General features: G+C 59.5%; 19 protein-coding genes. 9 read left to right on the top strand and 10 right to left on the bottom strand.

The features are described 5' to 3' along the window. Positions 1-44: 44 nt before the first annotated feature. From GOV87_RS11145 to cobU, 3 genes are read right to left on the bottom strand one after another with little or no spacing between them, the layout of a single operon-like run. Entirely contained in the window at positions 45-929 is an 885-nt protein-coding gene (locus tag GOV87_RS11145; protein WP_171211793.1) for a glutathione S-transferase, read from the bottom strand. 58 nt (positions 930-987) lie between these two features. Beyond that, positions 988-1,566, bottom strand: a complete 579-nt coding sequence (locus GOV87_RS11150) for a histidine phosphatase family protein (protein WP_171211794.1) — start codon at positions 1,564-1,566, stop codon at positions 988-990. Next, positions 1,563-2,084, bottom strand: coding sequence for a bifunctional adenosylcobinamide kinase/adenosylcobinamide-phosphate guanylyltransferase (cobU, locus tag GOV87_RS11155; protein ID WP_371813492.1), 522 nt, complete (start codon positions 2,082-2,084; stop codon positions 1,563-1,565). The genes GOV87_RS11150 and cobU overlap by 4 nt, the downstream gene beginning before the upstream one ends. A 100-nt stretch (positions 2,085-2,184) precedes the next feature. Here cobU and GOV87_RS11160 point away from each other — a divergent pair, with 100 nt between their 5' ends. The 6 genes from GOV87_RS11160 (at position 2,185) to GOV87_RS11185 (ending at position 8,717) form a co-directional block, all read left to right on the top strand. Continuing rightward, positions 2,185-3,063, top strand: coding sequence for an RNA polymerase factor sigma-32 (locus GOV87_RS11160; protein ID WP_171211795.1), 879 nt, complete (start codon positions 2,185-2,187; stop codon positions 3,061-3,063). After that, a complete protein-coding gene (locus GOV87_RS11165) occupies positions 3,060-3,875 on the top strand; it encodes a ChaN family lipoprotein (protein WP_171211796.1) in 816 nt (271 codons plus the stop codon). Before GOV87_RS11160 ends, GOV87_RS11165 begins: the two co-directional genes overlap by 4 nt. A gap of 63 nt (positions 3,876-3,938) precedes the next feature. Beyond that, positions 3,939-5,135, top strand: a complete 1,197-nt coding sequence (gene coaBC / locus GOV87_RS11170) for a bifunctional phosphopantothenoylcysteine decarboxylase/phosphopantothenate--cysteine ligase CoaBC (protein WP_171211797.1) — start codon at positions 3,939-3,941, stop codon at positions 5,133-5,135. Between the two features lie 15 nt (positions 5,136-5,150). Further along, positions 5,151-5,606, top strand: a complete 456-nt coding sequence (dut, locus tag GOV87_RS11175) for a dUTP diphosphatase (RefSeq protein ID WP_171211798.1) — start codon at positions 5,151-5,153, stop codon at positions 5,604-5,606. Further along, the gene (locus GOV87_RS11180; RefSeq protein WP_171211799.1) at positions 5,606-6,643 is read left to right on the top strand and encodes a molybdopterin-synthase adenylyltransferase MoeB; all 1,038 of its coding nucleotides are present in this window, start codon (positions 5,606-5,608) and stop codon (positions 6,641-6,643) included. The genes dut and GOV87_RS11180 overlap by 1 nt, the downstream gene beginning before the upstream one ends. 58 nt (positions 6,644-6,701) lie before the next feature. Beyond that, complete coding sequence (locus tag GOV87_RS11185; RefSeq protein ID WP_171211800.1) at positions 6,702-8,717, top strand: M3 family metallopeptidase; 2,016 nt, start codon at positions 6,702-6,704, stop codon at positions 8,715-8,717. Here GOV87_RS11185 and GOV87_RS11190 read toward each other — a convergent pair whose 3' ends face one another. The 6 genes from GOV87_RS11190 to GOV87_RS11215 are packed head-to-tail and all read right to left on the bottom strand — an operon-like array spanning position 8,718 to position 15,282. Beyond that, on the bottom strand, positions 8,718-9,650 hold the full coding sequence (locus GOV87_RS11190) for a glyoxylate/hydroxypyruvate reductase A (protein WP_171211801.1): 933 nt from the start codon (positions 9,648-9,650) through the stop codon (positions 8,718-8,720). A 15-nt stretch (positions 9,651-9,665) separates the two neighbouring features. Next, a complete protein-coding gene (gene rodA, locus GOV87_RS11195) occupies positions 9,666-10,805 on the bottom strand; it encodes a rod shape-determining protein RodA (RefSeq protein WP_171122480.1) in 1,140 nt (379 codons plus the stop codon). Next, entirely contained in the window at positions 10,802-12,751 is a 1,950-nt protein-coding gene (mrdA, locus tag GOV87_RS11200; protein WP_171211802.1) for a penicillin-binding protein 2, read from the bottom strand. Before mrdA ends, rodA begins: the two co-directional genes overlap by 4 nt. Further along, complete coding sequence (locus tag GOV87_RS11205) at positions 12,748-13,284, bottom strand: rod shape-determining protein MreD (RefSeq protein ID WP_171211803.1); 537 nt, start codon at positions 13,282-13,284, stop codon at positions 12,748-12,750. The genes mrdA and GOV87_RS11205 overlap by 4 nt, the downstream gene beginning before the upstream one ends. Continuing rightward, on the bottom strand, positions 13,277-14,179 hold the full coding sequence (gene mreC / locus GOV87_RS11210) for a rod shape-determining protein MreC (protein ID WP_171124521.1): 903 nt from the start codon (positions 14,177-14,179) through the stop codon (positions 13,277-13,279). The genes GOV87_RS11205 and mreC overlap by 8 nt, the downstream gene beginning before the upstream one ends. 56 nt (positions 14,180-14,235) lie before the next feature. After that, a complete protein-coding gene (locus GOV87_RS11215) occupies positions 14,236-15,282 on the bottom strand; it encodes a rod shape-determining protein (RefSeq protein WP_039523195.1) in 1,047 nt (348 codons plus the stop codon). A gap of 155 nt (positions 15,283-15,437) precedes the next feature. Here GOV87_RS11215 and GOV87_RS11220 point away from each other — a divergent pair, with 155 nt between their 5' ends. Both GOV87_RS11220 and GOV87_RS11225 read left to right on the top strand, forming a co-directional pair. Continuing rightward, a complete protein-coding gene (locus tag GOV87_RS11220; protein WP_171211804.1) occupies positions 15,438-16,223 on the top strand; it encodes a 23S rRNA (adenine(2030)-N(6))-methyltransferase RlmJ in 786 nt (261 codons plus the stop codon). A gap of 121 nt (positions 16,224-16,344) precedes the next feature. After that, positions 16,345-18,078: an adenylate/guanylate cyclase domain-containing protein gene (locus tag GOV87_RS11225; RefSeq protein WP_171211805.1), complete on the top strand. Its 1,734-nt coding sequence runs from the start codon at positions 16,345-16,347 to the stop codon at positions 18,076-18,078. A 42-nt stretch (positions 18,079-18,120) separates the two neighbouring features. Here GOV87_RS11225 and GOV87_RS11230 read toward each other — a convergent pair whose 3' ends face one another. After that, a complete protein-coding gene (locus GOV87_RS11230; protein ID WP_171122468.1) occupies positions 18,121-19,689 on the bottom strand; it encodes a 2-isopropylmalate synthase in 1,569 nt (522 codons plus the stop codon). A gap of 285 nt (positions 19,690-19,974) precedes the next feature. On the opposite strand from GOV87_RS11230, the gene GOV87_RS11235 reads away from it, so the two are divergent. Then, a complete protein-coding gene (locus GOV87_RS11235; protein ID WP_171211806.1) occupies positions 19,975-20,640 on the top strand; it encodes an SDR family NAD(P)-dependent oxidoreductase in 666 nt (221 codons plus the stop codon). Positions 20,641-20,647 lie beyond the last annotated feature (7 nt).

A 20,647-nucleotide genomic window follows, 5' to 3' on the forward strand; every position in this document is an offset into this window, starting at 1 on the left:
AACGACCTTTTTGGTTAACAGGTCGTTGCTGGCACGCGGGCAGTTTAGGAATCGTTAACGTCGGCTACCATCGCGGTGAATTTTGGCCAAGCTTCAGGGTCTGCAACGGTTTTGTCGCGGCAGAACGCATTACAGAAACCCCAAAGCCGTTCGTTCAATTCAAGAACATGAGTGACCGGTTTGCCAGAGTAAGGGCAGGCGCTGTTGATCGAATTGGTTCCGGAAACGGCGCTTGCATCGGTGCGCCCACCAACAGGCCAAGGCCGTGATGAAAGATCCTGTGGATAGGGAAATGGCGCATAATTCACGGTCAGCCCCATCACGCGCCATTGCCGGACGGTTGGGTCAGAAAGAAGGTCCAGACAATACTGCCGATTGGCATCGGACACGGGCAGCCCGTACCCGACGATGCGCGCTGCAACCGGCGTATAGAATACATCCGCCAAAGAATAGGTGCCGAACAACGGACCGCTCGTCGAACCGGACACGTCGCGCGCGTGATGCCAGAGCGTTTCGATCCGTTCCAGATCGTTCAGAGTTCCTGACGAAGGCTTGAACCCCTGCCAACACTGTTTGAGCTGCATCGGGCAATCCCCGCGCAACGCCGAGAACCCGGCTACCATTTCGGCGCACAACCACCGCGCCGTTGCACGGGCTGACGGGTCTTTGGGCCACAGTCCGGCCGCGGGGTGCCGCTCGGCCAGCGTTTCGGCCATGGCGAGGCTTTCTCCCACAACAGTACCTTCCGGCAGGCGCAGGGCAGGTACAAGGCGCGCTGGCGCAAGTGGCTTCATATCTTCGGCCATTGTGCCTGAATAAAGGCCGATCATATGCGTTCGATACGGCAGGTCGAACTTTTCCAGCATCAACCAGCCACGCATGGACCAACTGGAAAACAGGCGGTCCCCAATAAACAGATCATAGGTCATGACCGCAGGATGGCGCGTGAAAACCTATCCGTAAATCAGTGATTTGTGCGGGTATAGATCACGGAAGGTGATTGATCCGCCCAACAGACCACCCGTCGCCGTGATGGGTCAGCTCTGTGACTGACAGATTGTCGATCTTGTGGCTAAACGCCTCTCGAGCGGTGACATCCAATGCGCGTTGTACCTGGGTTAGAATGACCCCGAAATGCGCAACAACGACCAGGTCTTGCCCGGTGTGCTGTGTGATCAACGCATCAACAACGGTATCCACGCGCGCCCGGACCTCATTCCAGCTTTCACCTTCGGGCGGGCGCACGTCGCCTGGGTTGTCCCAGTAGGCAAAGGCCAGCTCGGGGTCGTCGGCCTCGATATCCTTGAATCCGCGCAACTCCCACGTGCCGAAATTGATTTCCCGCAGGTCGGGGTGATGGGGCAAGCGCGCGCGCGCGCCTTGTATGGCCGATGCCGTATCGACCGCGCGGGACAGGTCCGAGGAAATCACCAGTGACTCGGGCGGTAAATGGTCATGCAGCCGCGTCACAGCGGCCGTATCGCTGAGGTCAGCAGGCAAGTCGGACCAACCGACCATGGTTTTGGCATGAGTGGGGCCATGGCGGACAAGATGCAGGCGAGTCATGGTAGCTGTCCTTTCAGAACCAGCGGCAGACCGACCTGAACCTGAACTACCAGTTCTGCCTGAGCCGCCAGCGCAATATTCAACCGCCCCTGCGCCTCGCGAAAGCGGCGGGACAGGGCGTTTTCGGGTACGATGCCCTGACCCACTTCGTTGGAAACAATAACGACCGGGGCCTTGCAGTCTGCGAGGGCCTTCAACAGGGCAGTCTGGGCTTGCATCAGGTCGTTTTCGGCCAGCATATGGTTGGTCAGCCACATGGTCGCGCAGTCGATCAGGCACACATCGTCCGGTGTCAGAGCTGATAAGGCTGGTTCAAGGTCCAGCGATGCCTCGATCGTTGACCAATCCGGGCCGCGTTGCGCGATATGGCGATCAATCTTTAGGCGCATCTCATCATCAAACACTTGTGATGTGGCAAGGTAAGTGCGGTTTTTACCTGATGAAACAACAAGTTGTTCGGCAAAGCCAGATTTGCCTGAGGCCGCGCCCCCTATCACAAAGGTTAAATCCGGATACACTATTCTTACCTTCCATGTGATCCACCCGGTTTTGTTCTGCGTATCGACCATAAGTCGGCAAAGCAAGGCCGTGCTGCGCCTGTGAAAAGGGGAGATTTCCATGGCACTGGACAATTCAAACGATTTTTCAATGTCGCGACAGGCAATGAAGGCGGAATTGCTGGACGCGGAAACTGAATTGAAACTTGCGTATGCATGGCGCGACCAACGTGACGAGCAAGCTCTGCATCGGTTGATCACGGCCTATATGCGGCTGGCGATTTCGATGGCGGCCAAGTTTAAACGATACGGTGCGCCCATGAATGACCTGATCCAGGAGGCGGGGCTTGGTCTTATGAAGGCCGCCGACAAGTTCGACCCGGATCGCGGCGTGCGCTTTTCCACCTATGCAGTATGGTGGATCAAGGCCAGCATTCAGGACTATGTGATGCGGAACTGGTCGATGGTTCGGACGGGCTCGACCTCTTCTCAAAAATCGCTGTTCTTCAATATGCGCCGTGTCCAGGCACGGCTGGAGCGGGAAGCCGCGACAGAGGGAATGCAATTGGATCGCCACCAGTTGCATCAGATGATTGCCGCCGAGATTGGCGTGCCGCTGCGCGACGTCGAGATGATGGAGGGGCGGCTGTCCGGTTCCGATTTCTCGTTGAACGCTGTGCAGTCTGCCGATGAAGACGGGCGCGAGTGGATTGATGCGTTGGAAGACGAGCGCGAACAGGCCGCTGAGACAGTCGAAAACACTCACGACACCGAACAGTTGCGGGAATGGCTTGTGACCGCGATGAAGGCGCTCAACGAGCGAGAGCGGTTCATTGTTCGCGAACGCAAGCTGCGCGAACCTGCGCGGACGCTTGAAAGTTTGGGTCAGGAGCTTGGCCTGTCCAAGGAACGCGTGCGCCAGTTGGAAGCGGCGGCATTCGTGAAAATGCGCAAGAACCTTGAAGCGCAATCCCGCGAGGTGCAACACTTCATCGCATGAAACAGATTGCGATTCTGCTGTGTGCATTGATGGTTACGGTCAGTCAGGGCCGGGCTGATCAACATATTCCAGACGACGTTGCGGCCGCGATGCAGTCGGCGGACGTGGTTATTCTGGGTGAAATCCATGACAATCCCCAACACCACATGGTGCAGACCGAGGCATTGAAGATCGTGTCGCCCTCGGCCGTGGTATGGGAAATGGTGACCGAGGAGGGGGCGCAGCGACTTGCCCAGAAAGCGGCCTCCAACCCCGAGGAATTGTCGCGAATATTGCGGTGGGCCGAGTCCGGCTGGCCACCATTGAGCATGTATTACCCCGTTTTTCAGGCAACAGATGCGCCGATCTATGGCGCGATGGTTCCACGCGCCGCTGCCCGCGCCGCGATGGAGCGGGGGGCCGCGACCGCATTGGGCGCGGATGCGGCGCGATATGGTCTGACGATCCCCTTGTCGACCGCCGAGCAGATGGCGCGCGAAGCCGATCAGCTTGCCGCGCATTGCGATGCCATTCCCGAAAGCGCATTGCCGCAAATGGTTGCCATTCAGCGGCTACGCGATGCCGTTCTTACACGGTCAATTCTGCGTGCAACGGATGAAACGGGTGGCCCGGTTGCTGTGATCACGGGAAATGGCCATGCGCGCAAGGATTGGGGCGTCCCGACCTTTTTGTCTCGGTTGCGCCCGGGGTTGAAGGTATTCGTTCTGGGACAGTCCGAGGACGGCAGCATCGAAGGTGAATTCGACGCGGTGATTGACAGCCCTTCGGTCGAACGGGAAGACCCCTGCCTTGCGTTCGAGACACAGAATTAACCGCTGGAACTGTTCGGCGGCCTTGCCTAATGTCGGGGCCGACCGGAATGGGAAGGGCACGACATGCTGGCATCGAAACGCATTCTGCTGATCATCGGCGGAGGGATCGCGGCCTATAAATCGTTGGACCTGATCCGACGGTTGAAGGAACGCGGCGCGTCTGTAACGCCTGTTCTGACGCGCGCGGCTGAAGAATTCGTGACACCCCTGTCTGTTTCCGCGCTTGCCGGGGAAAAGGTGTATCGCGATCTGTTTGATCTGACGGATGAGGCCGAGATGGGGCATATCCAATTGTCCCGGTCGGCGGATCTGCTTGTTGTTGCGCCAGCCACGGCGGATTTGGTGGGGAAAATGGCGGGCGGGCTGGCCAATGATCTGGCCTCGACCCTATTGATGGCGACAGACACACCGGTTTTGTGCGCTCCTGCCATGAACGTGCGCATGTGGGATCACCCCGCGACGCAGCGCAATCTGCGGACGTTGAAATCTGATGGGGTCGGCTTTGTCGGTCCGAATGAAGGCGACATGGCGTGTGGTGAATATGGCCCCGGCCGTATGTCCGAGCCTTTGGAAATCGTTGCCGCGATCGAGGCCCAGCTTGGTGATGGCCCGCTTTTGGGGAAACGCATTCTTGTAACTTCTGGCCCAACGCATGAGCCGATTGATCCGGTTCGGTATATTGCCAACCGGTCTTCGGGTGCGCAGGGCGCTGCGGTGGCGCGTGCGCTGGCTGCTTTGGGTGCAGAGGTGATCTTTGTGACCGGACCCGCCGATGTGTCAGCCCCGGACGGGGTGCACGTAGTGCCTGTGGAGACTGCCCAGCAGATGTTTGACGCGGTGGACGCCGCGCTGCCTGTGGACGCCGGAGTTTTTGCTGCTGCTGTGGCGGATTGGCGCGTGGCCAGCGCCTCGGACCGGAAGCTGAAGAAAACCCGTGACGGTCTTCCTGCACTGGAGTTTGCCGAGAACCCGGACATTCTGAAAAGGGTCGCGCAGATGAACGACGGACGCCCCCCGTTGGTTGTTGGTTTTGCCGCCGAAACGGACAACGTGGTTGAACACGCGACGGCCAAACGCAAACGCAAGGGGTGTGATTGGATCGTTGCCAATGACGTCAGCCCGGCGACGGGGATCATGGGGGGCTCGGAAAATGCGGTCGTCCTGATCTCGGATCAGGGTTCGGAAGAATGGCCCCGTATGGGCAAGGACGCCGTGGCCAAGCGGCTGGCCGAAAAAATCGCGGATGCCTTGAACGGCTAGGCAAAAGGAACTCAGATGGTTGCAATTCGTGTGATCCGCGAGGACGGAGCGGACCCCTCGGTGCCCTTGCCCTCTTATGAAACCGCCGGTGCGGCCGGTGCGGATGTTCGGGCTAATATGCCGGACGTTGCGTCAGTCACCTTGCAGCCCGGCGAACGGGCGCTAATTCCAACCGGGTTGCGGATCGAAATCCCTCAGGGTTTCGAAGTGCAGGTGCGCCCGCGGTCCGGGCTTGCGCTGAAACATGGCATTACGCTCCCAAACACGCCGGGCACAATCGACAGCGACTATCGCGGTCCGTTGGGGGTGATCGTTCTCAATGCCGGACAGGAGGCGTTCGAGATCACGCATGGGGAACGCATCGCCCAACTGATCGTGGCCCCCGTTGTGCAGGCCACTTTTGAGGCCGCCGATACACTCAGCGACACCGCGCGCGGGGCTGGCGGTTTCGGGTCAACCGGGCGCGGCTGATGCTGTTGGTCCTCATTCTGGCCGCTGGGTTGTGGGGTATCGGCTATCTTGCCGGAGTGTCCCGTACGGCGCGTCTGGCTTCGGTCGCGGTGTTGCTGTTGGGCGTAATAACAGCCCAATTGGTGCTGCCCGACGGCCACCCCCTGCGTGCGGCAACTGGCGGGTCCGCTGCCATGTGGCTTATACTGGGTGGTTTCGCGGTTCTGGTTCTGGTTTATGGAAGGGTGCTGAAAGCGTTACGCAACCGCGCGACGCCCGCCACGCAGGAGCCCGCCATGCCATCCGACCAATTCTCTGAAACCGAACTGGAACGTTATGCCCGCCATATCGTGTTGCGGGAACTGGGTGGCCCGGGTCAGAAAAAGATGAAACAGGCCCGCGTGCTGGTGATTGGTGCCGGTGGTCTGGGCGCACCCGCGCTGCAATATCTGGCTGCTGCCGGGGTGGGGACCATCGGCGTGATCGACGATGATGAGGTCGAAAATGCCAACCTGCAACGGCAAGTGATCCATCGGGATGCGGATATCGGGATGCCCAAGGTGTTCTCGGCCCAGCAGGCCATGCAGGAGCAAAACCCCAATGTGATCGTGCTGCCCTACCACCGCCGCCTGACTGACGAGATCGCCGCAGATCTGTTCGCCGATTTTGATCTGATCCTCGACGGAACGGATAATTTCGACACCCGCTATCTGGCCAACCGCACCGCCGTTGCGTTGGGAAAACCGCTGATCTCGGGCGCGTTGTCGCAATGGGAAGGACAACTGAGTGTCTTTGACCCTGCCCACGGCGCGCCTTGCTATCAGTGCATTTTCCCCGAGGCCCCGGCCCCCGGTCTGGCCCCTTCTTGTGCTGAGGCCGGCGTGATCGGCCCTCTGCCTGGCGTTGTCGGCTCGATGATGGCGGTCGAGGCGATCAAGGTGATCACCGGGGCGGGGCAGGCCCTGCGCGGCGAGATGCTGATCTATGACGCGCTTTATGGGGAAAGCCGCAAGATCACCCTGTCACGCCGCGCCGATTGTCCGATTTGCGGTAAGTGAGCGCGCGCGCTGGATCATCCTGCCCCGCGTTCCTAGGTTGCGATCAAAGGAGAGTTTCATGACCAACCCGATCCTGTCCGACTGGACCACACCGTTTGAAATCGCACCGTTTGACACGATTGCCGATAGCGATTTTTCCCCCGCGCTGGACACCGCCCTAAAGGCCCACAACGCGCAGATCGACGCGATTGCTGGCAACCCAGACGCGCCCACCTTCGCCAACACGGTCGAAGCGCTTGAGGCCGCAGGTGAGCAGTTGGACAAGGTCCTGTCGGTGTTCTTCACCGTGGCCGGGGCCGATAGCAACCCGATGCGTGAAGAGTTGCAGCGAGACTTCTCGCCCAAACTGGCGGCGCATTTCTCGGGCATTTCGTCGAACAAGGCGCTGTTTCAGCGGTTGGCCGACCTGTGGGCGCGGAAGGACGATCTGAGCCTGACGGACGAACAGTCTCGGGTGCTGATGCTGACCCATCGCGGGTTCGTGCGCGCGGGTGCGGCGCTGACTGGGGATGCAGACGCGCGGATGCAGGAGATCAAGGCGCGACTGGCCTCGCTGGGTACATCCTTTACCCAGAACCTGCTGGCGGATGAGCGTGAGTGGTTCATGCCTCTGTCCGAGGATGATCTGGAAGGTCTGCCCGATTTCGTCGTGGATGCGACCCGCGCCGCCGGGCAGGAAAAGGGCGCAGACGGTCCGGTCGTGACCCTGTCGCGCTCAATCATCGTGCCGTTCCTGCAATTCTCGCCCCGCCGCGATCTGCGAGAGAAGGCTTATAAGGCCTGGACCGCGCGCGGCGCCAATGGGGGAGAGACGGACAATCGCGAGATCGCCGCCGAAATCCTCGCCCTGCGCGAAGAACGCGCCAAGTTGCTGGGCTATGCCAATTTCGCCGCCTACAAGTTGGAAACCGAGATGGCCCGCACACCAGACAAGGTGCGTGATCTGTTGATGCAGGTCTGGGAACCGGCCAAGGCCCGCGCGGATGCGGATGCCGAGATTCTGACGCAGATGATGCAGGCAGATGGTGTAAATGGCCCTCTGGCCGCGTGGGACTGGCGCTACTATGCCGAGAAACGTCGCAAGGCCGAGCATGATCTGGATGAGGCCGCGTTGAAGCCTTACCTGCAATTGGACCGGATGATCGAGGCCGCTTTTGCCTGCGCCAACCGTCTGTTCGGGTTGGAATTCGCGCCGCTGGATGTGCCTTTGTACCACCCCGATTGCCGCGCGTGGGAGGTCACGCGCAACGGCCAGCATGTCGCGGTGTTCATCGGGGATTACTTCGCGCGCGGGTCGAAGCGATCCGGCGCGCGGTGCAGCGCGATGCGGTCTCAGGCCAAATTCCCCACGGTGCAGGCTCCGGTCGTGATCAACGTCTGCAACTTCGCCAAAGGCGATCCGGCGTTGCTGTCCTATGATGATGCGCGGACACTGTTTCATGAATTCGGTCATGCGCTGCACCAGATGCTGTCGGATGTGACCTATGAAAGTATCTCGGGTACATCTGTGGCGCGCGATTTCGTGGAACTGCCCAGCCAGCTTTATGAACACTGGCTGGAAGTCCCCGAGGTTCTGGCCGAGTTTGCCACCCATGCTAATACCGGCGCGCCGATGCCGCAGGACATGCTGGACAAGGTGCTGAAGGCCGCCAATTTCGATCAGGGGTTTCAGACGGTCGAATATGTCGCCTCGGCGCTGGTCGATCTGGAATTCCACGACGGCGCGGCCCCCGCCGATCCGATCGCGACACAGGCGCAGGTGCTAGAGGGTCTGGGGATGCCCCCGGCCATCGGGATGCGCCACGCCACCCCGCATTTCGCCCATGTGTTTGCGGGCGATGGCTATAGCGCGGGCTATTACAGCTATATGTGGTCCGAGGTCATGGATGCCGACGCCTTCGCCGCCTTTGAAGAAGCCGGAGGAGCCTTCGATCCCGACCGCGCCAAGGCGCTGGAGGAAAATATCCTGTCCACCGGTGGCTCGCGCGAGGCCGAAGACCTGTATCTGGCCTTCCGGGGCCGGTTGCCGGGGGTAGAGGCGTTGTTGAAAGGCCGTGGCCTGATCTCGGCCTGATCAGTATCCCAGATTGCGGTTCACGACGTGCAGCAGGGGTTGCCCGGTTTCACCTCGGACGATGTTGTCGCAAATGACCTGCGCGGCCGTGGCAGGGCGGGTTTCCGATGCGATGTGGGGCGTGACCGTCACTTTGGGGTGCGCCCAATAGGGATGATCGCCGGGCAGGGGTTCCACCCGAAATACATCCAGCGTCGCGTGCCCGATCTGGCCGGAGTTCAGGGCTGACAACATCGCGTCATCGTCAATCAATGGCCCCCGGCCGGGATTGATAACGCATGCGCCTTTCGGCAGCAGGGCCAGCGTTTCGGCGTTCAGTGTATTTGCGGTCACAGGCGTATCCGGCAAGAGCAGCACGACAATTTCAGCTTGTGACAGGGCGGTACGCAGCCCCGCGTCACCATGCAGACACCTTACCCCCGGAATATCCTTGGCGGTGCGGCTCCAGCCCGTGACTTCGAAACCAAGCGTGGCCAGGGCGCGCGCGGCGGCATCACCCAATGCTCCAAGACCCAGGATGCAAACCCGTCGCTCAGGCGCCAATGGCGGGGCGTCCGGTGCCCATACGCCATCCTGAACAGAAATGTGCTGATCCATCCCAAGGTGATAGCGCAGAACATGCCCCACCACCCATTCTGTCATGCCCTGCGTCAGGCCGTGATCTACCATCCGCGCCAGAGGAACGGTCAGGGTTTCGTTGCCCGCGATCTTTTCGACCCCGGCCCAAAGGCTCAGCACGGCCTTCAGGCGTGTATATGGCGCGAAGTCCAGAAGCCCGCCATCTGGGGCGTAGACGATATAGTCCACCTGATCCGGCTCGATGTTAGTTGACAGACGGAAGTTCAATCCGGCTTCAGTCAGGTACTTTGACAACAGCGGCTGATATACCGGCCAAAGCTCGGGGCGGGCGGAAAACAGGACGTTCACGGACATTGGGGGCCTTTCCGATCACCGGGGACGGTGGATATGGGCGCTTTGGACAATGCCAAAGGCTGCCATCAGAACCAGCATAGCCGATCCGCCATAGCTGACCATTGGCAGGGGCACACCCACGACCGGGGCAAGGCCCATGACCATCGACATGTTCACGGCAAAAAACAGGAAGAAGTTCAACGCAATCCCGAGTGTCACCAGCGAAGAAAACCTGTCCTTCGTCGACAGCGCCGTGACCATGCAGAAGATTAGGATCAGTCCGTACAGGGTCAGCAGTGTGATGCCGCCAACAAAGCCGAACTCTTCGGCCAGCGTGGTAAAGATGAAGTCGGTGTGTTTTTCAGGCAGAAAGTTCAGCCGCGATTGTGTGCCCTGCATGAATCCGCGCCCGTTCCACCCCCCAGACCCCAAGGCGATTTTCGACTGCGTGATATGGTACCCCGCACCCAGCGGGTCGGTAGACGGGTCCAGAAACGTGTCGATGCGGCGGAACTGATAGTCTTTCAGAAGCTGCCATTCTGTTCCACGGCTGTTGAACACGGTGGCAATCAGACCGACGCCCGCCGCAATCACTGCAGCGAAATAGGCCCAGTGGACGCCCGCCAGAAACATCAGGCCACCCCCGGCTGCGAGCAGCAGGATCGAGGTGCCAAGATCCGGTTGGCGTAGCACCATGAATGTGGGAATCAAGATCAGGATGACGGGGATGATCACCCAGATCGGACGCGATGTTTTGTGCGATGGCAACCAGTCATAGTACGACGCCAGTAGCATCACCAACGTCACTTTCATGACTTCGGATGGTTGCAGCCGCATGAACCCAAGATCAATCCAACGCTGTGCGCCCATACCGACAGTTCCGAACAGCTCCACGAATACCAGCAAAGCGATCGAGCCCAGATAAGCCACCACTGACATGTTGCGCCAGAACCAGATCGGCACAAGCGCCACGATGAACATGACCGCTAGGCCAAGGCCGAACCGCTCCATCTGAGGTTCTGCCCAGGGGGTCCAAGACCCCCCGGCCACCGAATACAGCATCAGGAACCCGGCGCTGGCCGTGCTGATCAGCAACAGGGTGAGGGGCCAGTTCATAAACAGAAACTTGCGAAACCCTGACGGAGTGGATTTGACGGCGTATTCAAGATAGCTCATGCGCGGTCCTTTTCGGGCGGACGCGCTTTGGGGCGGCGATCGCCCTCAAGCCGTTTTTGCTGTTCCTTGATGCGGTCGCGGTCGGCGACCGGGTAGGCTTCCAGTGGCGGTGTGCCGTTGTAAAGGGCCTGCAGCATGATATCCCGCGCAACCGGCGCCGCCGCCTTGGAGCCCCCGCCGCCGTGTTCCACGACAACAGCGACGGCATATTTTGGGTTGTCATACGGCGCAAAGCTGACGAACAGCGCGTGGTCACGGCGTTCCCATGGCAAGTCTTCGTTGCGGATAACACCAGCAGCTCGCTCAGCCTTGGTGATGTTGCGCACCTGACTGGTTCCGGTTTTGCCCGCCATTCGGAACTCATCAGCGATAATCCGGCTGCGGTAGGCCGTTCCACGCCGATCGTTCGAGACCGAGAACATCGCCTTGCGCACCTGTTCAAGGTTGTTTGGGTTCACCGCCAAAGGTTCACCCGCGCCCGAGGGTTCTTCGACACCGTTCACTGACCGTACCAAACGCGGCGAGACAGCACGCCCTGTGGCGATCCGCGCCGTCATGACCGCCAGTTGCAACGGTGACGCCAGCATAAACCCCTGACCGATCGAGGCATTCGCCGTGTCGCCCACCAGCCAGTCCTGACCATGCACGCGCTGTTTCCATTCCTGGTTCGGTGCAAGCCCTGCGGCAACAGCGGACATCGGTATGTCGTGTTTCACGCCCAGTCCGAATATGCGCGCCATGTCCGAGATCCGGTCGATACCGGTGCGCAAAGCCACGTCATAGTAGTAAACATCGCAACTGCGTTTGAGCGATGTTTCCAGATCGACGGTGCCATGGCCGCCGCGCTTCCAGCAGTGGAACCTGCGGCTGCCGACTTTCAGGTGGCCGGGACAATACACGGTGTTGGACGGGCCGATCACCCCGGCCTCAAGCGCGGCCATTGCGGTGATCATCTTGAAAGTCGAGCCGGGAGGGTAAGTGCCCTGCACCGTCTTGTTGGCCAGCGGGCGGTAGTTGTCCTGAGTCAGCGTCCGATAATCCGCGACTGAAATGCCGCGCACGAACAGGTTTGGATCGAAACTGGGGGCAGAGCTGATGGCGCGTATGTCCCCGGTTTCGCAATCAATTACAACGGCTGCGGCACTTTCCCCTGCCAAACGTGCCTGTGCGTATTGCTGCAGGTCTGCGTCCACGGATAGCTGAAGATCGGCACCGGCCTCACCCACTTGTCTGTCCAATTCGCGCATCACACGGCCTGTGGCGTTGACCTCGACCCGTTTGGCGCCCGCTTTGCCGCGCAAGGTGCCTTCCTGCTTGGCTTCCAGACCGACCTTTCCGATTTGGAAACGGGGAATGCGAAGAACCGGCTCGGGGTCCTCGATCTGGCTGAGGTCATAGTCGCTGACAGGGCCTACATACCCAACGACATGCGCAAAGTCTTCGTATCTTGGGTATTGGCGGGTCATGCCAACTTCGGGGGTGACACCGGGCAGGGCAGGGGCGTTGACGGCGACTTTTGAGATATCTTCCCACGTCACCTGATCCGCCAGCGTCACCGGCAGGAACGGGGCCGACCGGCGCATTTCAGTCTTGGCGCGTTCGATCTCGTCCTCGGTCAACGGGATCAGATCGGACAGTTTGGAGATGACGGCATCGACATCGCCTGCGTCCTCGCGGACCATTACGATCCGGTAGGAAGGAGAGTTCTGGCCAATAATTTGTCCGTTACGGTCGTAGATCCGTCCGCGTGTTGGGGGGATAAGTCGGATATTGATGCGGTTCTCTTCCGCCAGCAGGCGGTACTCGTCAGCCTGATCCACCTGCATGAACCGCATTCGGGCCGCCAACCCGCCGATGAAGGCCGCCTGCAAGCCGCCCAATACCACCGCGCGGCGCGGCAGGCGTTTATAGGCAAGCCCCTGCGATTTGGTCTTGCGCTGTTTCATGACCGAAGCCCCGCTGCAGCAGAATCCACCGCCGAGGCGCGTCGAACGCCGAATCCGCTTTGGCTGAGCAGAACGATCAGCGGATAAACTGCAATTGTCAGAACCACTTGTATCACCATCGGCCCCAATGCCGCTTGTTGCACGGTTAGAATAGCAAGAATTATGCGGTTCAGTACAAAAACAGCCGTGATCGCGACGGCTGCGGTTGTCCATTCGGCAAAAAATCCGGCGTCGCGCATACCGGGCGCGGCCCCGCGCAAATAGGCTGACCCCAGAACAACAAGCGCAGCCAGCAATCCCGGAGGACGTTGCAACAACAGGTCCGCCAGCAGCATCACGATCGCGATCAAAGGGATTGGAACGTATTCAGGCCGCCGTAAGACCCAAGCGAAGGTCAAGGCCATCAGCAGGTCGGGAAACGGCAAGCGCCCCGGTTGTGTGTTCAGCGGCAATAGATGCAGAAACATGATCAGAAAGGCCAGAAACAGATACAGCGCCCGCTTGGTCCAAAGCTGCGAGACCTGCCTATCCATCGCCGGCCTCTGCAGGTGCTATGGCAGTTTCGGGTCGTCTTGGCCCGACGATATCGCCGGAATCCTCAATCGGAGGCGCAGAATGGAACCGTAGGACCCGCAGAAACTCGAGCCTTTCGAAATCAGCAGACAAACGGACCCGCAGGCGCCCACCGGGGTCAGCCGTGATCTGGCCTATCAACAAACCACCCGGGAAAACGCCGCCATCGCCCGATGTGACAACCCGGTCACCGGGACGTACCAGTTCGCGGTTTTCAAGAAACTCGACCGCCGGAGAAGGCGTGTTATCCCCCGCGATCAGTGCGGTCTGGCCAGAAGGTTGAATCGTTGCGGGTATCGCGCTGGAGGCATCGGTCATCAGGATCACCCGCGCCGTGTCCGGGCCAACGCCCGAGATGCGCCCCACCACGCCGATCCCATCCATCGTGGCCCAGCCGTCCATAATCCCGTCACGCTCGCCCACATTCAGCAGAACAGACTGACGGAAGGGCGAGCCGCTATCCGCCATTACGACGCCCGTGATATAGGTCAGGCGCGGATCAAGCCGCACATTGTTGAGGTCAAGAAGGCGCGCGTTTTCCTGTTCAAGCTGAAGGGCCGCTTCTTTCCACGCGCGCATCAGGCGCAGTTCGCTGCGCAATTCCTGATTTTGCTCGCTCAGGCGCTGATAGCTTTGAAAATCACGTACAAGGTTTACGACGGCCGTGACCGGAACCATTGCCCAATCCATCGAGGGTACGACGGTGTCTACGACCTGTGCGCGGAACCGCTCCACCCGCGGGCTGTCAATGCGCCAGACCAGAAAGATGCCCAGCAGACACAGAACCACGATCCCCAACAGCAGGCGGCGTAAGGGGGTTGTGTATTCGTCGCGCTGTGATCGGTCCTTTGCCACAGGTTACCTTCCCGTGCTGCTCTTGCCCGAGTTTTCACCCCAAAAGGGTGCGCGCCTTAGCTTTCGTAGTCAATCGCGTGGCGCAGTTGTTTTTCATATTCCAGCGCCTTGCCGGTGCCCAAAGCCACACAGTTCAGGCTTTCATCGGCAATCGACACGGCCAAACCGGTCTGTTCGCGCAGCGCAAGGTCCAGATCGCCCAGTAGCGCGCCGCCGCCGGTCAGCATGACACCCCGGTCCACGATATCCGCGGCCAGATCGGGCGGCGTGGTTTCCAGCGCGGTCATCACCGCCTCGCAAATCTGCTGGACGGGTTCTGACAGCGCTTCGGCAACCTGCGCCTGACTGATCTCGATTTCTTTCGGCACGCCGTTCAACAAGTCGCGGCCCCGGATATGCATCGACTGGCCGCGGCCATCGTCGGGCATGCGGGCGGTGCCGATGGTGGTCTTGATCCGCTCAGCGGTGGATTCACCGACCAACAGGTTCTGCTGGCGGCGCAGGTACGAGATGATCGCCTCATCCATGCGGTCGCCACCCACGCGGACCGATCGCGCGTAGACGATGTCGCCCAGCGACAGGACCGCAACCTCTGTAGTACCGCCGCCGATGTCGACGACCATGTTGCCGGTTGGGTCAGTGATCGGCATCCCGGCACCAATGGCGGCTGCAATCGGTTCGGCAATCAGGCCTGCGCGGCGCGCGCCTGCGGACAGAACCGACTGTCGGATCGCGCGTTTTTCAACGGGTGTCGCACCATGGGGCACGCAGACAATGATCTTGGGCTTAGAGAAGGTCGAGCGTTTGTGCACTTTGCGGATGAAGTGCTTGATCATCTCTTCGGCGGTGTCGAAATCCGCGATGACACCTTCGCGCATCGGGCGGATCGCTTCGATGGACCCCGGTGTCCGGCCCAGCATCAGCTTGGCGTCCTCACCCACGGCCAGAACCTTTTTGACACCGTCCTTGACGTGATAGGCAACCACTGAGGGTTCCGACAGGATCACACCGCGCCCTTTGACATAAACCAGCGTGTTCGCTGTCCCAAGGTCAATGGCCATGTCCGCTGTGAACAAGCCGCCCAGATTGCCAAAGATTCCCATGTGTTCACTGATCCCGTTCGTCAGAATTTCTACTGCCCGCGACTCGACGGTTCCGGGACGGATGTCTTATAGGGTGCCATCTCGCCCGGTAAAAGGGCTGATTCCGCGTCAATCAGCACCTTTCCGCCTTATTGAGAGGGACTTTAGAAGGCAACATGCTCTCATATCAACATATTTACCACGCTGGAAATCTGGCTGATGTGCAAAAGCACGCTTTGTTGGCATGGATGCTGAAATATCTGACCCGCAAGGACAAGCCTCTGACCTATCTCGAGACGCATTCGGGCCGTGGCTTGTATCAGTTGGATGCAGCCGAGGCCGTGCGGACGGGCGAGGCCGCCGCTGGAATCGAACGGGCGCGGCGCGAAGGGTGGTTCAGCGCGGATCATCCCTTGTCAAAGGCGCTAAGTATTGTTCGGGCGCGTCATGGTGAGAACAGCTATGCCGGTTCGCCCCTGATCGCTGCCAGCCTGCTGCGCGAACAGGACAGTTTGCACTTTGCCGAGTTGCACCCGCAGGAATACGCGGCACTGTCGATGACGATGTCTGCCTACGGGGCAAAGATCTACCAGCAGGATGGCTACGAACTGGCGCAGTCGTTGCTGCCACCGACACCACGCCGAGGGCTGCTGTTGATCGACCCAAGCTATGAGGTGAAATCGGAGTACGATCGCTTGCCTGGGATCATTTCCAAGCTGCACCGCAAGTGGAACGTTGGGGTGATTGCGTTGTGGTATCCGATCCTGTCCGACGGGCGGCACAAAGCGATGGTTGAGGCGCTGGTAAAACAGAACCTGCCGAAAGCCGAATGTCATGAAGTCCGGTTTCCGGCCGCGCGCGAAGGGCACCGCATGATCGGTTCCGGAATGTTCGTTGTGAACGCCCCGTTTGGGTTCAATGAGGAAACCCGTCGGCTGGATTCACTCTTTGCCGGGCTTTAAGACGCCTGAATACATGCGTCGGTCGCATTGACCTCCACCCTATACACGCACAGGGTGTTTTTTGAAAATTCCTTATGACAATGGGGTTTTCGGCCCTAGAATTCGGGCGAGGAGGGGTGCCATGGATCGCCGACTTGCTACGGTTCTGGCTGCCGACATGGTCGGGTACAGCCGTTTGATGGAGAACGATGAACAAGGCACGCTGGCGCGGTTGCGCACGCACCGAATAGAACTGATTGATCCGGCCATCGACAAGAACAGGGGCACGATCATCAAGACCACCGGCGACGGGATGCTGGTCGAGTTTTCCAGCGCCAGCGATGCGGTTACCTGCGCGGTCGAGGTTCAGAACCGGATGCTGCGGCGGAATGCAGATGTCCCAAGGGATCAACGCATACAGTTCCGGATTGGCATCAATCTTGATGAGATCATTTTCGAAGACGGCGATATCTTTGGCAGCGGCGTAAACATTGCCGCCCGGTTGGAGCAGTCAGCCCATGCCGGAGGTGTGGTGATTTCAGGCACAGTGCATGATCAGGTGTCTGGTCGACTTGAATTTCAATATCAGGACTTGGGCAATCTCGAACTAAAGAACCTGTCTCAACCCGTCCATGCTTATCGCGTCGAGTTGGATAGACCTTCTGACGACGTCGAGCCGATAGAAGAAGCGGACACCAAGGTCGTAAAGCCTTCGATTGCGGTTTTGCCTTTCGCCAACATGAGCGGCGACACCGAGCAGGAGTTCTTTGCAGATGGTCTGACCGAGGACCTTCTGACCGAACTTAGCCGAAGGCACGAGTTGTTCGTAATCTCTCGAAATTCCAGTTTTGTCTATAAGGGACAGGCCGTGAATGTGCGGGAGGTCGGTGAAAAACTGGGGGCGCAGTACATTGTCGAGGGCAGTGTGCGAAAGGCCGGAAACCGGGTGCGGGTCACCGTTCAGCTTATCGACAGCGATAATGACGGGCACGTCTGGGCCGAGAAATACGACCGCGATCTGGACGACATATTTGCGATTCAGGACGAAGTGATTTCCGCTGTGGTCGCCACCTTGCCGGGGCGGATCGAAGCATCGCAGCAAGAGGGTCTGACGCGCAAGACACCCTCCAGTTTCGCAGCGTATGAATGCGTCTTGGCGGCCAAGGTGCTGCACCATCGCAGCACGCGCCAAGCGAATGTCGAAGCGACCGAAATGATCGACCGGGCAATCAAACTGGATCCGGATTATGCGCATGCCCATGCCTGGAGCGGTTGTATCCGTGGACAGGCCTGGGGGTACGGCTGGTGTGACGACCGCGAAGCGATGCTGGCCGAATGCGAAGAGGCCATACTTAAGGCAGCATCGCTGGATGACAACGACGCTGACGTGCATCGCCTGATGGCGGCGGTCGAGATCTTGCGAAACAATCTTGGGCGCGCGCGGTACCATCAGGAAAGAGCGTTGTCTCTGAATCCCAATTACGATCTTGTCGTTGTCCAGATGGGAGAGTTGTTGACCTGGTCAGGCCGACCCGACGAGGGGGCGGAATGGATACAGAAAGCCATGCGCCTGAACCCGCATCACCCCGCCCGGTTCTGGAGCCATCTGGGAAAGGCGCGGTTCTGCGCCAAAAACTATCATCAGGCGCTAGATGATTTCGGACGTTTGCCGTCTTTGGACATGGTCCAAAACGCCTATGTTGCGGCTTGTCATGCCTGGCTTGGAAATGACGCCGAAGCGCGCGAACATGCCGAGGCAGTCGAGGCCGCCCAACCAGACATCAGCATCGAGGATATCGTCGCAACCCTGCACTATTCCAAGGAAGACGATCTGCACCATTTCGTTCGGGGCTTGGAAAAAGCCGGTTTGGACTGACGCGCCAAACGAAAAACGGCCCGCTTGTGCGGGCCGTCCGGTTTATGTCAGATCCTTGTAGCTGATCTCGCGGGCGTCCGCGCCGGGGCCTGCCTTTTCACGTCGCATGATCAACCGGTTCAGTGCGTGGATATACGCCTTGGCAGATGCAACGACTGTGTCGGTATTCGCCGATTGCCCCGTTGCGATCATGCCGTCTTCTTCCAGCCGCACGGACACAGTGGCCTGCGCGTCGGTGCCTTCGGTTACCGCGTGAACCTGGTACAGTTGCAAATGCGCCTTGTTGGGATAGATCGACCGGATCGCCTTGAAGGTCGCGTCCACCGGTCCGTCCCCATGTTCCGTCGCGATGATGTCCTTGCCGTCCATTTCCAGCTCGACCGTCGATTCCGCCTGACCCCCGGTGCCACATGTGACTTTCATGGACACCAGTTGGAGGTAGTCGTCGGCATCGTCCAGCGTCATCAGGGCAATGAGGTCGTCGTCGAACACCTCTTTCTTGCGGTCGGCCAAATCTTTGAAACGCACGAAAATGTCGCGCAACTGGTTGTCGCCAACCTCATAGCCCAGCGTTTCCAGCTTGTCGCGCAATGCGGCGCGGCCTGAATGCTTGCCCAACGGCAGGGATGTTCCGGACAGGCCGATATCTTCGGGGCGCATGATTTCGAAGTTTTCGCGGTTCTTCAGCATCCCGTCCTGATGGATGCCACTTTCATGGGCAAAGGCATTCTTGCCGACGATGGCTTTGTTAAACTGCACCGGGAAGCCCGCCACAGTCGCCACCCGGCGCGAGATATGCATGATCTTGGTGGTGTCGATGCCCGTGGTCCAAGGCATGATGTCATTGCGGGTCCGCAGGGCCATCACGACCTCTTCAAGCGCGGTGTTGCCCGCGCGTTCACCCAAACCGTTGATGGTACATTCGATCTGACGCGCCCCGCCTGCGACAGCAGCCAGCGAGTTCGCGGTCGCCATACCAAGGTCATTGTGGCAGTGGGTGGCAAAAACTACCTCGTCCGCGCCCGGAACCGTATCAATCAGGCGCTTGATCAGATCCGCGCTTTCGACCGGAGCAGTATAGCCCACGGTATCGGGGATGTTGATCGTGGTGGCCCCGGCCTTGATCGCAATTTCAATCACGCGGCAGAGGTAATCCCATTCCGTCCGCGTCGCGTCCATCGGCGACCATTGCACATTTTCGCACAGGTTGCGGGCATGGCTAACCGTTTCGTGGATCTTGTCGGCCATCTCGTCCATGGTCAGGTTCGGTATGGCGCGATGCAGGGGCGAGGTGCCGATGAAGGTGTGAATCCGGTTCTTCTCGGCGTGTTTCACCGCCTCCCAGCAGCGGTCAATGTCTGCGAAATTGGCGCGGGCCAGACCGCAGATGCGGCTGTTTTTCGACCGCTCGGCGATCTCGCTGACTGCTTTGAAGTCACCTTCGGAGGCGATCGGAAAACCGGCCTCGATGATGTCGACACCCATTTCGTCCAACAGCTCGGCAATCTCCAGCTTTTCGTTGTGGGTCATGGTCGCGCCGGGGCTTTGTTCGCCGTCGCGCAAAGTGGTGTCAAAGATCAAGACGCGGTCTTGGTCGGTCACGTTGGTCATGGGAATCTCTTTCTTCTTCTGTCCTAAAGCCTATGGCGCGCGGGCGTCCTCCTCTGAGCGGGCGCGCCGGATGGCACGCTCAGAGGCGGATTAGGATCAGTAGGCCACGCAGTGACGCACCGCGGGTGGCGGTGTCGGCAACAAGGATATCTGCGCGGTTGATCATAGGATTGAGGTTATACAACCCATGCCAGGAATGAAAAGAAGGAATTTGCGTATAGCCGTCAGAAGGTTTTCATTTTCGACCCGGTTGATTCATGCGACCTGGCAGCTAGGTCACTGATGATGAAGTCAGCTCTTGTCATCGGTGCATCAGGCGGAATTGGTAGCGCTTTGTGCCAAGGATTGCGACAGCGCGGTGTATTGGCGACGGGCTTGTCCCGGTCGTCTGATGGTTTTGACGTGACAGACCCTGAAAGCGTGGATCGGGGGTTGGATAAGCAGAATGGCCCGTTTGACATGATCTTGATCGCCTCTGGCGCGCTGGAGGTGAACGGGGCCGAGCCAGAAAAGACGATCAAGTCAATCTCGGCACCTGTCATGACGGATCAATTTGCACTCAACGCGGTCGGGCCGGCGCTGGTACTTGGGCACGCACATAAGTTGTTGCCGCGCGACAGGCAATGCGTCGTCGCGATCCTGTCTGCCCGCGTCGGGTCGATCGGCGATAACCGTCTGGGTGGGTGGATCAGCTATCGCGCAGCCAAGGCTGCCTTGAACCAGATCGTGCGCACATCGGCGATAGAATTGGCGCGCACGCATCCGCAATCCATTTGCGTCGCCTTGCATCCAGGGACAGTTCGCACCAGCTTTACCCAAAAATATTCCGGACGCCATCCAACTGTCGCGCCAGAAGAGGCCGCCAAGAATTTGCTGGGCGTTATAGACCGTCTTACTCCGGCCCAGACAGGCGGATTTTTTGATTGGAAAGGTGAGACCGTGCCGTGGTGAGCGATGC

The sequence above is a fragment of the Ruegeria sp. HKCCA5426 genome, from assembly GCF_013034585.1.
In the GTDB taxonomy this organism is placed as follows: Bacteria; Pseudomonadota; Alphaproteobacteria; order Rhodobacterales; family Rhodobacteraceae; genus Ruegeria.